This window comes from Rhizobium sp. FG113, assembly GCF_057809895.1.
On record NZ_JBMDKV010000019.1, the window covers coordinates 114,096 to 128,542 of the forward strand.

General features: G+C 63.6%; 11 protein-coding genes. 4 read left to right on the forward strand and 7 right to left on the reverse strand.

Annotated features, from left to right (window positions below; translation table 11 throughout):
• Nucleotides 1-145 precede the first annotated feature (145 nt).
• Entirely contained in the window at nucleotides 146-982 is an 837-nt protein-coding gene (locus tag ACODTZ_RS29970) for a L,D-transpeptidase (protein ID WP_113008843.1), read from the reverse strand.
• A 108-nt stretch (nucleotides 983-1,090) separates the two neighbouring features.
• Nucleotides 1,091-2,023 carry an alpha/beta hydrolase family protein gene (locus ACODTZ_RS29975; RefSeq protein ID WP_489030196.1) on the reverse strand — a complete coding sequence of 311 codons (933 nt, stop codon included), beginning with the start codon at nucleotides 2,021-2,023 and terminating at the stop codon, nucleotides 1,091-1,093.
• Nucleotides 2,024-2,263: 240 nt separating this feature from the next.
• Here ACODTZ_RS29975 and ACODTZ_RS29980 point away from each other — a divergent pair, with 240 nt between their 5' ends.
• A complete protein-coding gene (locus ACODTZ_RS29980; RefSeq protein WP_489030198.1) occupies nucleotides 2,264-2,617 on the forward strand; it encodes a hypothetical protein in 354 nt (117 codons plus the stop codon).
• A gap of 21 nt (nucleotides 2,618-2,638) precedes the next feature.
• Here ACODTZ_RS29980 and ACODTZ_RS29985 read toward each other — a convergent pair whose 3' ends face one another.
• The 5 genes from ACODTZ_RS29985 to paoA form a co-directional block, all read right to left on the reverse strand.
• Nucleotides 2,639-4,264, reverse strand: coding sequence for a cisplatin damage response ATP-dependent DNA ligase (locus ACODTZ_RS29985; RefSeq protein WP_489030200.1), 1,626 nt, complete (start codon nucleotides 4,262-4,264; stop codon nucleotides 2,639-2,641).
• Nucleotides 4,265-4,505: 241 nt separating this feature from the next.
• Complete coding sequence (locus ACODTZ_RS29990) at nucleotides 4,506-5,516, reverse strand: ligase-associated DNA damage response exonuclease (RefSeq protein ID WP_489030216.1); 1,011 nt, start codon at nucleotides 5,514-5,516, stop codon at nucleotides 4,506-4,508.
• Nucleotides 5,517-5,662: 146 nt separating this feature from the next.
• Nucleotides 5,663-7,870, reverse strand: a complete 2,208-nt coding sequence (gene paoC, locus ACODTZ_RS29995) for an aldehyde oxidoreductase molybdenum-binding subunit PaoC (RefSeq protein WP_489030202.1) — start codon at nucleotides 7,868-7,870, stop codon at nucleotides 5,663-5,665.
• Nucleotides 7,871-7,873: 3 nt separating this feature from the next.
• Nucleotides 7,874-8,824, reverse strand: a complete 951-nt coding sequence (locus ACODTZ_RS30000; RefSeq protein WP_209232934.1) for an FAD binding domain-containing protein — start codon at nucleotides 8,822-8,824, stop codon at nucleotides 7,874-7,876.
• Nucleotides 8,821-9,447 carry an aldehyde dehydrogenase iron-sulfur subunit PaoA gene (paoA, locus tag ACODTZ_RS30005; protein WP_489030218.1) on the reverse strand — a complete coding sequence of 209 codons (627 nt, stop codon included), beginning with the start codon at nucleotides 9,445-9,447 and terminating at the stop codon, nucleotides 8,821-8,823. Before paoA ends, ACODTZ_RS30000 begins: the two co-directional genes overlap by 4 nt.
• Nucleotides 9,448-10,047: 600 nt before the next feature.
• On the opposite strand from paoA, the gene ACODTZ_RS30010 reads away from it, so the two are divergent.
• The 3 genes from ACODTZ_RS30010 to ACODTZ_RS30020 all read left to right on the forward strand — a co-directional run bounded on the left by ACODTZ_RS30010 (nucleotide 10,048) and on the right by ACODTZ_RS30020 (nucleotide 14,263).
• Nucleotides 10,048-10,509, forward strand: coding sequence for a (2Fe-2S)-binding protein (locus tag ACODTZ_RS30010; protein WP_047507786.1), 462 nt, complete (start codon nucleotides 10,048-10,050; stop codon nucleotides 10,507-10,509).
• Nucleotides 10,506-12,773, forward strand: a complete 2,268-nt coding sequence (locus ACODTZ_RS30015; RefSeq protein WP_489030204.1) for a xanthine dehydrogenase family protein molybdopterin-binding subunit — start codon at nucleotides 10,506-10,508, stop codon at nucleotides 12,771-12,773. Before ACODTZ_RS30010 ends, ACODTZ_RS30015 begins: the two co-directional genes overlap by 4 nt.
• A 137-nt stretch (nucleotides 12,774-12,910) precedes the next feature.
• Nucleotides 12,911-14,263, forward strand: a complete 1,353-nt coding sequence (locus ACODTZ_RS30020; protein ID WP_489030206.1) for a c-type cytochrome — start codon at nucleotides 12,911-12,913, stop codon at nucleotides 14,261-14,263.
• Nucleotides 14,264-14,447 lie beyond the last annotated feature (184 nt).

The window sequence follows — 14,447 nt, forward strand, 5'->3', positions numbered from 1 at the left end:
GCGGAAACGGCGAACGTCGTTTCCTGGAGGGTTGTTCAACGCTAGTCACAATTCAAGGAAACTATCCCGTTATGCTAAATAAACCAGAACCTCACGAAGACGTGTGCCCGCTTGTGGCGACGTTCTCACGCCGCCTGTTGCGCGGCTACATCACCACGATCTCGGACTTGGCCGAAACGCGGTCGTAGAGATCGATGACGTCCTGGTTCATCATGCGCACGCAGCCCGACGAGGTGGACTTGCCGATCGACTCCCAATCGGGCGTTCCGTGGATTCGGTAGAGCGTATCCTCGCCGTTCTTGAAGATATACATGGCGCGCGCACCGAGCGGATTTCCAAGGCCGGGGTTCATGCCGCCGTTTGCCGCCGAAAACGAGCGGACATCGGGCTGGCGCTTGACCATTTCATCCGGCGGCGTCCAGCGCGGCCACTTCTGCTTCCACTGGATGACGCCGCGACCCGACCAGGCATAGCCTTCGCGGCCGAGACCGACGCCATAGCGCATGGCCTTGCCATTGGGCTCGATGAAATAGAGGTGCTTGGTCTTGGTGTTGACGACGATGGTGCCTGGCTTTTCGGTCGAGGGGTAATCGACCTCCTGGCGCATATATACAGGATCGACGCGGCTGACGGGAATGGCGGGGAGCGTAAAGTCGTTGTCCCTCACCTCGCCATACATCGCGGCGCTGACGGGATTGATCAACGGCATGCCGTAGGTGCGCATCTGGGTGGCGCCGGGGATGCCATAGGTCTGGTTGTAGATCGTCGCGGGAACGCCGGGGCGCTGCGGGATCGGCGCGTTGACCGGCCGGACGCGATCGGGGTCGATGCCCGGCGGCTTGTAGAACACAGGATAGGTTTCCTGCACGAAACGGGCCGGATCGGTGGCACCGGTATCGGGCACGAGAATGTTGCAGCCGCCAAGCGACAGGGCCGCCAACACAAGCCCCGACATGGCCGACAACCGGCTTAGACCCTTCATGAAACCACCCTCATCGATATCAGCGACATTTATAGCTGTGGCGAGGATGGCATGCGCGGCTGGCGCGAAGCTGGCGATGACGGCCAGCCAGCGACCTAACGCGACTGATTAAGCCGCCACGCCGTGGAAGAAGCGGATGCTCTGCTCGATTTCCTCCGGCAAGGCCGAGGTGTGGCCGCCCTTGGCCGTATCCGTCTCGATGCGAACGCCGCCGGAGCGGGCGCGGCTGGCAAGCAGGCCGGCGCGGTCGTTGAAATGCGATTCGTCCGTGCCGTGGACGACGCGCACCGGGCACTTGAAGCTCTGGGCGTAGCACAGCGCCGTGCGCACCTCGAACTCGTGGGTGTTGTCGTCGTCGAAGCGGATATCCTGCGGATAGCGATTGAAGAAGCGGAAGGCGTCGGGATTGCCCGAGATTGGGGCTGCCGCGCGGAACTTGTGGGTCGACATCGAGGCCAGCATGGTGAGCGTGCCGCCGATGCTGTGGCCGGCGATGAAAAGCCGGTTCGCGTCGACACCCGGCAGATGCGCCAGGCGATCAGCGGCCGACAGCACGTCGTCCACCTCGTCATAGAAGCCGGAGAAATTACCCGCCTGGCCGTTTTCGCCGCGCACCGACGGCATCAGCACCACGAAGCCGGCATCGATATAAGGACCCATCAGGTTCCAGTGGCCGACGCCCATGGCATTGCCGCCATGCAGGAAGAGAATGCCGGGCTTTGCCTTGCGCTCGCGCTTGTACTTCGACACCCAGGCGACCAGCTCCAGCTCGCCGCCATAACCGGAGCGATAGAAGATCTTCTCGGCATTGGCGGGTGCATCGAGCGGCTCGTACTTGTCGGGCGCCGGGCCCTTTTCGAGCAGCCGCGTGCGGAAGCGCTTGCGCACCTTGGCGTAATCGCGGGTGATCAGGCGCGGCTCGGGGGGAACATCGAAGGCATTGGCGACACCTGGAAGAGCCGGAAGAACAAGGGCGCCGGCGAGCCCGGTCAGAAGCAGGCGGCGCTGGCGCGAAAAGGAATGGTCGTTGTCTGATGTCATCTCACTCTTCCGTCTTCCCCGGCATGATAGATGCTTGCACCCTCGGCGCGCCGACGCCAAGACACATTCAGTTGAGGATGCACAGTCGGATGTATTTTGCATCAGGAAAATGCGAGATGAGGGATTTGGGCGGGTAGCCAGAGGCTGGCGCTTGCGGAAAAGCTGAAAATTCGCACCAATTCTTTTGGGAATAATTCACGGGGCGCACCCTAGGGTAGAAAACACCACAGGAGCGAATCCATGATCTCTGCCAAACTGACGTCACTCACCGCTGTTCTTCTCGCACTTGGCACGACTGGCGCTTTCGCCTCGTCGCAAGATACCGTCGACCTCGTCTCCCGGCAGATGATGAAATGCCTGAAGATCCCGGCAGACGCGCCGGAGGCCTACAGCGTGAATGCAGTGGTGGTCTTGAAGAATGGCTCGGCGGATGTGGTTTCCATCAACTTTCGACAAATGCCGTCACCGTGGGAACAAGCCGCAGCGCCTGCGATCACCGATGCGATCACACAGTGCGAGCCATATGGTTCGATCTCCGAGAGAATCGAGCTCTTCGTGACGCCTGAACTCGTCGATGCGGGCGCAGGCCGCTAGGCGGCGTATTCGACCGAGCCCCTACCCCGCCTTCGCATCAATCATCGCCACCAGCGTCGTCAGCCGATCGGCCTCGTAGGATGGCTTGTCTTGCCGCAGCCGCGAGATGCGGGGGAAGCGCATGGCGACGCCTGACTTGTGGCGGTTGGAGCGGTTGATGCCTTCGAAGGCGACTTCCACCACGAAGCCGAAATCCTTGTCGGCGCGCACGGCGCGCACCGGGCCGAAGCGTTCGGTGGTGTTGTTGCGCACGAACTTGTCGAGGATCTCGAGCTCGGCGTCGGTGAAGCCGAAATAGGCCTTGCCGACGGGAACCAGCTGCTCTCCGTCAGGCGTTTCGGCCCAGACGCCGAAGGTGAAATCGGAATAGTAGCTCGAGCGCTTGCCGTGGCCACGCTGCGCGTACATCAGCACGGCGTCGACATTATAGGGGTTGCGCTTCCACTTGAACCACGGCCCCTTCAATCGCCCGGCCTGGTAGACGCTGTCACGGCGCTTGATCATCACGCCTTCGATGACCGGATCGGGCGGGGCCGAGCGCAGGTCGTCGAGTTCTTCCCAGGAGGAGAAATCTACCAGCGCGGAGAGGTCGAAGCGTTCGTGCGGGGCCGTGTCGACGATCTCCGACAGGCGGGCGCGGCGTTCGAGATAGGTTTTGGCGCGCACGTCCTCCTCGCCGTCGAACAACAGGTCGTAAGCCCTTATGAAAGCGGGGTAATCGTCCTGCATCTTCTGCGTCACGGTCTTGCGGTTGAGGCGCTGCTGCAGGTCGGAGAAGGTGCGGGTCGGACTGTTGGAGCGGGCGGTGCCGCCGACCAGAAGCTCGCCGTCGATGACGCCGTCGAAGCTGATGGATTGGACGATATCGGGGAATGCAGCGGAGATGTCGTCGCCGGAGCGGGAGTAGATCTTGCGGGTCTCGCCGGCGCGCGACAGCTGCACGCGGATGCCGTCCCATTTCCATTCGGCCGCGTAGTCGGCCGGGTCGAGCTGAGCAAGGTCGCCCTCCTCCACCGGGTTTGCCAGCATCACCGAATGAAAGATCGCCGGCGTCGCCAGCACCGGCTTGCCGCCCTTGCCCTCCAGCCAGGCAAACAGGCTCTCGTAGGGCGGCTGCAGACCGTGCCACAAGGTTTCGATCTCGGTCACATCGGGTTCACCGAGATCGGCCAGCGCCTGCTTGGCAAGCCGTGCGGAGACGCCGATGCGCAGCGCGCCGGTCGCGAGCTTGATGAAGGCGAAGCGGCCGGAGGCGTCGAGGCGGTCGAGCAGATCGCGGACATAGCCGCGCACCTCGGTGCGGCCGAGCGAATTCATCTGCGCCACCACCTCGCCGAGCCTCGGCTGCGCCAGCGCCGAGCGTTCGATGTCGCGTTCATTGTCCCAGACGAGCGAGATGGTTTCGGCGAGATCGCCGACATAGTCGTAGGAATAGCGGAAGAGGACGTCGTCGATGCGCTCAAGTGCGAGTTCGCGCAGCATGGCGGGCTTGACGTTGCGCACATCGAGCGTGCCGGCGATGGCCGCGAGGCCGTAGCCGCGGTCGGGGTCGGGCGTGTCGCGGAAGTAGTCCGTCAGCAGCTTGAGCTTGCCGTTGCGGGACGGTGTGAGGACCAGGCGGTCGAGGAGGTCGGCGAAGGCTTTCATGGGTGGCCTCCGCTTGTTTTCTCGGAGGCGTTGGTGGGTGGGATACCCCCCTCTGTCCTGCCGGACATCTCCCCCACAAGGGGGGAGATCAACTCGTGGTGAGGGCTGCGCCAAACGTTGAGGCAGGAGCGAGCGGGTACGCCCAGCCAATCTCCCCACCTGTGGGGGAGATGCCCGGCAGGGCAGAGGGGGGTATCACGGGCGCCAAGCGTATCGACGGCGCCAAGGCTAACCATCATCATCACTCCGCCTCATCCTCATACCCCACCAGATGCAGCGGCTTGGCCTTGATGCCCTGCAATTCGCACCAGCGCACCAGCGCCTCCTCGCGCCCATGCGTCACCCAGACCTCGGCCGGATGAAGCTCGGAGATCGTGTCGGTCAGTTCCGGCCAGTCGCAATGGTCGGAGATGACGAGCGGCAGCTCGACGCCGCCCTGCTTGGCGCGCTGGCGCACCATCATCCAGCCGGAAGCAAACGCCGGGAGCGGGTCATTGAAGCGGCGGGCCCAGCGGTCGGCGAAGGCTGAGGACGGGCCGACGACGACGGCGCCCTTGAAAGCGGATTTGTCGCGTCCCTCGACGGTAGCCGGGCGCAATTCGCCGAGGTCGATGCCTTGGCTGACGTAATAATCGCAGAGGCGCTCCATGGCGCCGTGGATATAGATGGGCTCGTCGTAGCCGGTGTCGCGCAACAGGCGGATGACGCGTTGGGCCTTACCGAGCGCGTAGGCGCCGATCATGTGGGTGCGCTCGGGAAACTGGCGGAGCGACGCATAGAGCTTGGCCATCTCGCCCGCGGGGTCCGGGTGGTGGAACACAGGCAGGCCGAAGGTCGCCTCGGTGATGAAGACGTCGCAGGCAACAGGTTCATAGGGCGCGCAGGTCGGGTCCGGGCGGCGCTTGTAGTCGCCCGAGACGACGATGCGGGTGGCGTCCTTCTCGATGGCGATCTGGGCGGAGCCGAGCACATGGCCGGCGGGGTGGAAGCTCACCTTGACGCCGTTGACTGATATCTCTTCGCCAAAGGCGGCGGCCTGTTCCGAGCCGCAGAAATCCTCGCCGTAGCGGATGCGCATGATGTCGAGCGTCTGGCGGGTGGCCAGCACATGGCCGTGGCCGGAACGGGCGTGGTCGGAATGGCCGTGGGTGATCAGCGCGCGCTCCACGGGCCTGACCGGATCGACATAAAATCGGCCCACCGGGCAATAGAGCCCCTCGGGCGCGGGATAAAGCAGCGCGTCAAATCTCATCGGCATAGAGATAGCGGCAAATGGCGGAAGAACCAGAGGGGATGGAGAGCTGTCCTCCCGCCATTTGCCACGCTGAGCGCACACCCTGACCACGGCGTGCGTTCAGCTAACCTGTCAACCTGTCAGTCCGCTAGCTTGCCGGCGTGTCAGCCGACCTGCGGCATTTCCCGCAGCAGCTTGTCGAGCGTGACCGGGTAATCGCGCACCCTGACGCCGGTGGCATTGTGGACAGCATTGGCAAGCGCAGCCGCAACGCCGCAAAGTCCAAGCTCGCCGACACCCTTTGCCTTCATCGGCGAGGAGTATGGGTCCGTCTCATCCAGGAAGATCACGTCCTGGTGCGGAATATCGGCATGAACAGGAACCTCGTAGCCGGCGAGATCGTGGTTGACGAAAAAGCCGCGGCGCTTGTCCACCGCCAGCTCCTCCATGAAGGCGCCGCCGACGCCCATGGTCATCGCGCCGATCACCTGGCTGCGCGCCGTGATCGGATTGAGGATACGGCCGGCGGCGCAGACGCTCAGCATGCGGCGAATACGGATTTCCGCCGTATAGGCATCGACGCCCACCTCGACGAAATGCGCGCCAAAGGTAGCCTGCTGCATCTGCTGGCCGAGATCGCCGAACTCGATCGTGTCTTCGGCGACAATGCCCTCCTGTCCCGCGGCCTCGGTCAACGGAATGCTCCGGTTGCCGGAGCGGATCGCGCCGTCCGCAAAGGTCGCGTCGGTCGAATTGAAGCCGACCTTGCGGGCGATTGCCTCGCGCAGCGCAACGCAGGCCGCATAGACGCCGGCGGTCGCGCTGTTGGCGCCCCATTGGCCGCCCGATCCCGCCGAAACGGGAAAGCGGGAATCGCCAAGCTGGACCGCGACCTTGTCCATGCCGACACCCATCATCTCGGCGGCGGTCTGCGCAATGATCGTATAGCTTCCGGTGCCGATATCCGTCATGTCGGTCTCGACGGTGACCACACCTTCGGCATCCAGGCGGATGCGAGCGCCCGACTTCATCACCAGATTGCCACGGAACGCCGCCGCGACGCCCATTCCGCGCAACCAGCGGCCGTCGCGAAGGCGGCCAGGCTGGGCACTGCGCCCCGACCAGCCGAAGCGATCCGCGCCGGTTCGCAAACACTCGACCAGCTGCCGGTGCGAGAATTTCTTTTCGGGCTTTTCGGGATCGACCTGCGTATCGTTGAGAATGCGGAATTGCACCGGATCCATGTTCAGCTTTTCAGCCATCTCGTCCATGGCAATCTCAAGCGCCATGAGGCCGGGCGCCTCCCCCGGCGCGCGCATCGCGTTGCCTTCCGGCAAATCGAGCGTGGCGAGCCGCATCGCCGTCATCCGGTGCTCGCCCGCGTAAAGCAGGCGCGTCTGCTGGACGGCGGATTCGAGCTTGCCATCCGGCAGGTTCCCGCTCCAGCTTTCATGCGCAATCGCCGTAATCCGTCCCTCGCGGGTGGCGCCGATGCGCAGGCGCTGGATGGTTGCCGGGCGGTGGGTTGTGTTGTTCATCAGGAACGGCCGGGGCAAGGCCACCTTGACGGGTCGCCCGGCTGCCTTGGCGCCCAGCACTGCAAGCAGCGCATCGGCGCGCAGGAACAGCTTGGAGCCGAAACCGCCACCGATGAAGGGCGACATGATATGCACCTTCTCCGGCTCCACGCCCAAGGTGGCGGCCAGTTCCGCGCGGTTCCAGGCCACCATCTGGTTGGAGGTCCAAACCATGACCTCATCGCCATCCCAGGCGGCCATCGATGAATGCGGCTCCATCATCGCGTGCGACTGGTCGGGCGTCGTGTAGCGCTCGTCCAGCTTGACTGCTGCCTGCTCGAAAGCCGATGCGAAGTCGCCGGCCGCGCTGTCAGCGTCATCCCCCTCTGAACCGGACGGCTTCGTGGCCGAGTTCTGGGCAGCCTGAAGATCGTAGGCGCCGGGGGCCTCGACATAATCGACCTTCACGAGGCTCGCGGCCGCCCTCGCCTGCTCGAAGGTTTCGGCGACCACGACCGCGATCGCCTGGTGATAGTGCGAGATCTGCGGGCCGCCGAACAGCTGGGCGATATTGAATTTGCCCTTGCCGAGCTCGCCTGCGCTCTGGGCCGTGACGACGGCAATGACACCGGGTGCGCGCTGCGCGGCCTGCACGTCCATGGAGCTGATCCGCCCCTTGGCGATGGCAGCGCCGACCGGATAGCCATAGGCCGCGTTCAGATTGGCGCCGTGCCATTCGTAAGCGTAGGTGGCGGTGCCGGTGACCTTGCGCGGACCATCGATCCGGACGATCGGCTGACCGACAACCTTCAGCTGGTCGATCGGGTTTGTCGTTGCGGGAGTGTCGAAGCGCATGGTTCAACCTTTCATTTCGTCGAGGATGCCCGCGAGCGTGCGCTCGACGAGGGTCACCTTGAATGCATTCTCGTGCGTGGTGCGTGCCCCCTCGAGCAGCTTCGCGGTGACGGCGACGGCACCGTTCGGCAGTTCGGCGTCCGCCGCCTCGACCCGCCATGGCTTGTGCGCAACGCCGCCAAGCGCCACGCGCCCGCTGCCGTCGTTCCGCACGACGGCGGCGACGGAAACCAGCGCGAAGGCATAGGATGCGCGATCACGAACCTTGCGATAGACATGCCGTCCGCCGATCGGCGGCGGCAAGGTGACGGCGGTGATCATCTCGCCGCGCTCCAGCGCGGTTTCGATATGCGGCGTGCTGCCCGGTAGGCGATGGAACTCGCCGATCGGGATCGCGCGCGTGGAGCCGTCGGGTTTCACCGTTTCGACCACGGCGTCGAGCGCACGCATAGCAACCGCCATGTCGCTCGGATGGGTGGCAATGCAGCCATCGCTGACACCCATGATCCCATGCAGTCGGGTAAAGCCGCCAATCGCCGAACAGCCGCTTCCCGGCTGGCGTTTGTTGCAGGGCTGGTTGGTGTCGTAGAAATACGGACAGCGTGTCCGCTGCAGGAGATTGCCCGCGGTCGTGGCCTTGTTGCGCAATTGTCCGGATGCTCCGGCCACCAGCGCCCGCGACAGCAGGCCGTAATCCCGGCGTATCCGCTGGTCCGAAGCGAGATCGGTGTTGCGCACCAGCGCTCCGATCCTAAGCCCCCCGGCTTCCGTCGGCTCGATCCTGTCCATGCCGAGACCATTGACGTCGATAAGATGGGTTGGCGTCTCGATCTCGAGCTTCATCAGGTCGAGAAGGTTGGTGCCGCCGGCGATGAATTTGGCGGTCTCGTTGCGGGCGGCGGTGGCGGCGGCGTTCGCCACCGAGGTCGCGCGTTCGTACGAAAATGTTCTCATGCCTGCCTCCCTGCGACTTCGTTGATGGCTGCAACGATGTTCGGATAGGCGCCGCATCGACAGATGTTGCCGCTCATGCGTTCGCGGATCTCGGCATCGCTGACTTCGGTCGGCGCCGTCAGGTCATTGGTGACATGGCTCGGGATGCCGGCCTTGATTTCCTCGAGCACGGCGACGGAGGAACAGATCTGTCCGGGCGTACAGTAACCGCACTGGAAACCGTCATGCTTGACGAAGGCGGCCTGCATCGGGTGCATGTCGGCCGTGGTGCCGAGTCCCTCGATCGTGGTGATCTGGTCGCCCTGGTGCATGACGGCCAGCGACAGGCAGGAATTGATCCTGCGGCCATCCACCATGACGGTGCAGGCGCCGCACTGTCCGTGATCACAGCCCTTCTTGGTACCGGTCAGGTGCAAATGTTCCCTCAGCGCATCCAGCAGGGTCGTGCGATTGTCGAGATCCAGCTCGTGTCGCGTTCCATTCACCGTGAACGCGACCTGCGAATGATTCTCCTCGGTTGCCGGGGCGGCGGATTGGGCGAATACCGGGCTTGCCGCATTCGCGGTCGCGACGGAAACGGCGGCGGTCCCCACCATCAGGTCCCGCCGAGATATTTCGATCATGCTTGGGACGGTCTTCAAGGCTTTCTCCTTTGCTCAGTCGCCACGGCGGCGGCCGACCTCGGACGAAGTTTGAGGCAAGGCCGACAGTCCGCTTCGTTGAGTGAGAAAGGTTAGGTCAGAGAGAGACGGTGATTACCGGCCACATGACGATAAGGCTTATACTCTGCGTTCACCAATGCAGAAAATTTTAAATAGCAATATATTTCAATTGGTTGAATGATCGAAAACTGGCCAAGATCAAATTCACGGCCGGTTAAAGAGAAAGTGAACCGGTCGTTAGAAGCGTGGTGCTGTCCGATTTCAAAGTTTGTGGCATATATGCGAAAGATTGCTCGATGCACGATGTCGGTAAAACGACGGGGGCGTTGGAACTAAATGCCTCGCAATTCGTTAGTCCACGCTCGTATCTTGCACGATCGATCATAGCATCTGCCACGCCTGCGGATTTATGCTCTGGATTCATAACCCCTATGACTTCTAGCGGTCTATTCAAGCCGCGGATATTCGGGGAAGCTGAGCGACCGAAGCGTGACTGACATTGGTCAGCGCGACGGATCGCGAGACATTCTCACCAGTATCCGACCAAGCTAAGGCACAAAGATGAAAATCCAGATCAATGGACAGGCCCACGATGTGACATCGGAGGGCGACACACCACTCCTGTGGGTAATTCGTGACGAGCTCGGGATGACGGGCACGAAGTATGGTTGCGGACTTGCGCAGTGCGGGGCTTGCTCCGTCATGGTCGATGGCGAAATCGTCCGATCCTGCGTCACGCCGCTTGAAAGCGTCATCGGCCGATCGGTTACCACGATCGAAGCGATCGAGAACGATCCAGTGGGCCAGCGCGTCGTGGCCGCATGGATCGCGCACCAGGTGCCGCAATGCGGCTACTGCCAGTCCGGCCAGGTGATTGCGGCAACCGCGCTCTTGAAGCAGACCGCCACTCCATCAGACGATGAGATCGCCGCCGCCATGGTCAATCTCTGTCGTTGCGGAACGTATAACGCCATCAAGGCAGCGGTTCAGGATCTCTCCGGTCAGAAGGTGGAAACGCTATGACCGCCCCCGTTCGCGAAATCGACGGTCAGACGGAACTGACCACGGCCGTACCGGTCAACGTATCACGGCGCAACTTCCTGCTCGGCTCGATCGGCGCGACCGCCGGTGCGCTGGTGCTGGGTTTCGGGCTGCCGATCGACGGCGCACGCGCCCAGGAAGCGGCCAAGACGATGGCGCCGGGAACTCGCGTTCCGGCGTTTCTGGAAATCCGCCCGGACAATACGGCGCGGCTGATGAGCCCCTTCGTCGAGGGTGGCCAGGGCGTTTTCACCGCAATGGCCCAGATCGTCGGCGAGGAACTCGACCTCGACCCGGCCTCCTTCGTGGTGGAAAACGCGCCGACCGGACCGGATTATCTGGTCGTCAACGGCACGATGCGCATCACCGGCGGCAGCATGTCGGTGCGCACCAGCTATGACACGATGCGCAAGCTCGGCGCCCTCTGCCGGGCGATGCTGGTGCAGGCGGCCGCAACGCGGCTGAATGCGCCCGTCAGCGAATTGACGACGGAGCCCGGCCATGTGGTGCACGCGGCCTCGGGGCGCAAGCTCGCTTACGGCGAACTCGCGACGGAAGCGATGGCGCTTGATGTTCCGGCCACCGACAGCGTTACGCTCAGGGACCGGTCGCAGTTCCGCTGGATCGGCAAGCCCGTACAGCGCCTCGACGTGCTCGACAAATCAACCGGCAGAGCGGTCTACGGTATCGACTGCAAGGTCGACGGCATGTTGCATGCGGCTGTCCAGCACGCGCCGCGGCTCGGCATGTCGGTCGGCGGCATCCGCAATGAGGATGCCGTCAAGGCGATGCCGGGTATCCACTCGGTGCACCGCCTGCCCGGCGCCGTCGCGGTCGTCGCGGAACGCTGGTGGAACGCCAAGCGCGCCGGCGAAGCACTGCAGGTCGAATGGCAGGAGGCGGGCGCCAAGCCGGTGATCGACGGCATCCGCACGATGCCGGCGGATTTCTCGACCGCAGCCTTCAGCCAGCGTCTGGCCAATGAGCCGGGCGACGGCAAGGACGCGGAAAAGGTGGGAGATGCGACGGCAGTGCTTGCCGCTGCCAAGACCGTCGTCTCGGCCACCTATCACAGCCAGTATCTGCATCACGCACAGCTGGAGCCGCCTTCGACGCTGGCGCGGTTCAACGAGGACGGCACCCTGGATCTGTGGATGCCGAACCAGGCGCCCGAACAGTATCAGGCGAATATCGCCACCCTCACCGGTCTCGATGCATCGAAGATCAACGTGCACAGCCCGCTGCTCGGCGGCTTCTTCGGACGCCATTTCCTCTATCCCGCGGCCAACCCCTACCCGCAGGCAATCCAGCTTGCCAAGGAAACCGGCCGTCCGATCAAGCTGATCTGGAGCCGTGAAGAAGAGTTCCTGCGTGATCCGATGCGGCCGATGGCGGCCGTGCGGTTCCGTGGCGCGCTCGACGATAACGGCATGCCGGTGGCCATCGAGGCCGTCAGCATCTGCGAGGGACCGAGCGAGAACATCTACGGCCACAGCGACGACAAGATCGACGACACCGCCGTGGAAGGCCTGACAGGCAAGGCCTACGCCATCCCCAACCGGCGCATCGCTCAGCTATACGTCGAAAATCCGACCATGCTCGCCTACTGGCGTTCGGTCGGCAACTCGATGAACGACTTCCTCTATGAGTCGTTCCTCGACGAGCTGGCCGACAAGGGTGGCAAGGACCCCTACGAGCTGCGCCTTCAGCTGTTGAAGGACAATCCGCGACTGAGCACCCTTCTCAAGGCGGCGGGCGAGCTGTCGGGGGGCTGGAAGCGCGGACCGTTCACGGCGGCCGACGGCTCACGACGCGCCCGTGGCGTGGCCATGGCGTCGGCTTTCGGCAGCTTCACCGCAGCCATCGCCGAGGTGTCGATCTCGGCGGGCAAGGTTGTGGTGCACGACCTGTGGGAAGCGGTCGATCCGGGCAACATCGTCAATCCTGCGATTGTCGACGCCCAGATCAACTCGGCGGCGGCGCTGGGTGTTTCCCAGGTCCTACTCGAGGAAGTGGTCTATCAGGATGGGCAGCCCGTTGCCCGCAACTACGACCTCTACCCGATCCTTTCGCCAGCCGAGATGCCTCGCGTTCACACGCGGGTCGTCGAAAGCGGCGAGAAGATGGGCGGCATCGGGGAACCGGGTCTTCCGGCTGTCCCGCCAGCGGTCGCAAATGCGGTCTCGACCCTGACGGGCCAGCGCATCCGCAGCATGCCTCTTTCTCAATACACGTTCGACAGCTAGCGCGCCGCGCCCCTCCGCCGTCAGCAACGTTGCCGGGATCTTTTATCCCGGCAACGCTCTGGTAACCCCCGCGGTCGAGCCACGCGCGCTTGCGCAAAGCCGTCAACATCAGCCTGTTTCAAGAGGATGGATTGTCCTTGAAAAAAGTCTTTCTGGTCGTTCTTCTAATCATTATTATCGTCGGAGGCGGCCTTTTCTGGTTCGTCACCTCCAAGCCCTCATCGCCATTCGAGAGCGCCGGCATAACCACCGGCGCCGCCAGCGAGCTCGTTGCCCGCGGCGAGATGGTCGCGCGGCAGGCCGATTGCGTTGCCTGCCACAGCCTCCCGGATGGCAAGCCGTTTACCGGCGGGCTCGAAATGGGCACGCCGCTCGGCTCCATCTTCGCCACCAACATCACGCCGGACAAGCAGACCGGGATCGGCAACTATACGCTGGCCGATTTCGACCGCGCCGTCCGCCACGGCGTAACCCCCGATCGCCGGCGGCTTTACCCCGCCATGCCCTATCCGTCCTACGTCAAGCTGAGCGACGATGACGTCCGCGCTCTCTACGCGTTCTTCATGGACGGCGTGCAGCCGGTCAATCAACCCAACCGCCAGAGCGGCATCGAGTGGCCGATGAACATGCGCTGGCCGCTGGCGCTCTGGAATGCTGTTTTCGTCGACCAGGGCATCTATGCCGACAAGCCGGCGCAGGACGCGGTGTGGAACCGCGGCGCCTACCTGGTGCAGGCAGCCGGCCATTGTGGCGCGTGCCATACGCCACGCAGCGTCACGATGAACGAAAAAGCGCTCGACGACGGCAGTCCGCTGTTCCTGTCCGGAGCGCTGCTCGACGGATGGTATGCACCGAGCCTTCGGCAGGATCACAATACCGGCCTCGGACGCTGGAGCGAGGACGATATCTTCGCCTTCCTCAAGAACGGCCGCAACCAGCACGCCGTGGTCTTCGGCTCGATGGCCGAGGCCTACAACAACTCGACGCAGTTCATGAGCGATGACGATCTCCGGGCGATCAGCCACTACCTGAAGTCGCTTCCAGGCGATCCGGCCCGCGACGGCACGCCGTGGGTCGTTCAGGCATCGGCGGCCGCCGTCACGAATGTGAGCAGCACTGCGGATGCAGCGCCCGGCGCCAAGACCTATGCCACCAGATGCGGATTCTGCCATGGGCCTGACGGCGGCGGCAAAGCCCCCTGGATTCCGCCGCTTGCAGGATCGACGGCTTCGCTGATCGACCACCCGGATTCCCAGATCAACGCAACGCTCAACGGCTCCGCCCGCGTCGTGACCGCCGGCGTGCCCGACGCCTACCGCATGCCGCCCTTCCGCGAACAGCTCTCTGACCGCGAGATCGCCGATGTCCTCACCTATGTCCGCTCCTCGTGGGGCAACCATGGCAAGGCCGTCACCCCGACCGAGGTCAAAGCCATGCGAGAGCATACCGACCCGGCAAGCAGCAGCCCGATCGTTCTGCAGATGCGCTAAGCGCCCGTTTACAGGTCACGGAAAACAGTGCCTCCCGTCCCGCTCAGCGCGGGGCGGGAGGCTATCACGTTGATCCGGCATACAACGGGCTCTAGAGCCTTTCCTGGTTAGATTGAAGCATTCTGCCGAAGCAGGTTTTCGTCAGGGCAAAGGCGATTGGCGAAGGGCATACCCCAGGTACGGT

Bases quoted from the DNA above. Each gene is read 5' to 3' on its own strand.
- ACODTZ_RS29970 (WP_113008843.1), bottom strand. From the start codon at position 982: ATGAAGGGTCTAAGCCGGTTGTCGGCCATGTCGGGGCTTGTGTTGGCG.
- ACODTZ_RS29975 (WP_489030196.1), bottom strand. From the start codon at position 2,023: ATGACATCAGACAACGACCATTCCTTTTCGCGCCAGCGCCGCCTGCTT.
- ACODTZ_RS29980 (WP_489030198.1), top strand. From the start codon at position 2,264: ATGATCTCTGCCAAACTGACGTCACTCACCGCTGTTCTTCTCGCACTT.
- ACODTZ_RS29985 (WP_489030200.1), bottom strand. From the start codon at position 4,264: ATGAAAGCCTTCGCCGACCTCCTCGACCGCCTGGTCCTCACACCGTCC.
- ACODTZ_RS29990 (WP_489030216.1), bottom strand. From the start codon at position 5,516: ATGAGATTTGACGCGCTGCTTTATCCCGCGCCCGAGGGGCTCTATTGC.
- paoC (WP_489030202.1), bottom strand. From the start codon at position 7,870: ATGCGCTTCGACACTCCCGCAACGACAAACCCGATCGACCAGCTGAAG.
- ACODTZ_RS30000 (WP_209232934.1), bottom strand. From the start codon at position 8,824: ATGAGAACATTTTCGTACGAACGCGCGACCTCGGTGGCGAACGCCGCC.
- paoA (WP_489030218.1), bottom strand. From the start codon at position 9,447: ATGATCGAAATATCTCGGCGGGACCTGATGGTGGGGACCGCCGCCGTT.
- ACODTZ_RS30010 (WP_047507786.1), top strand. From the start codon at position 10,048: ATGAAAATCCAGATCAATGGACAGGCCCACGATGTGACATCGGAGGGC.
- ACODTZ_RS30015 (WP_489030204.1), top strand. From the start codon at position 10,506: ATGACCGCCCCCGTTCGCGAAATCGACGGTCAGACGGAACTGACCACG.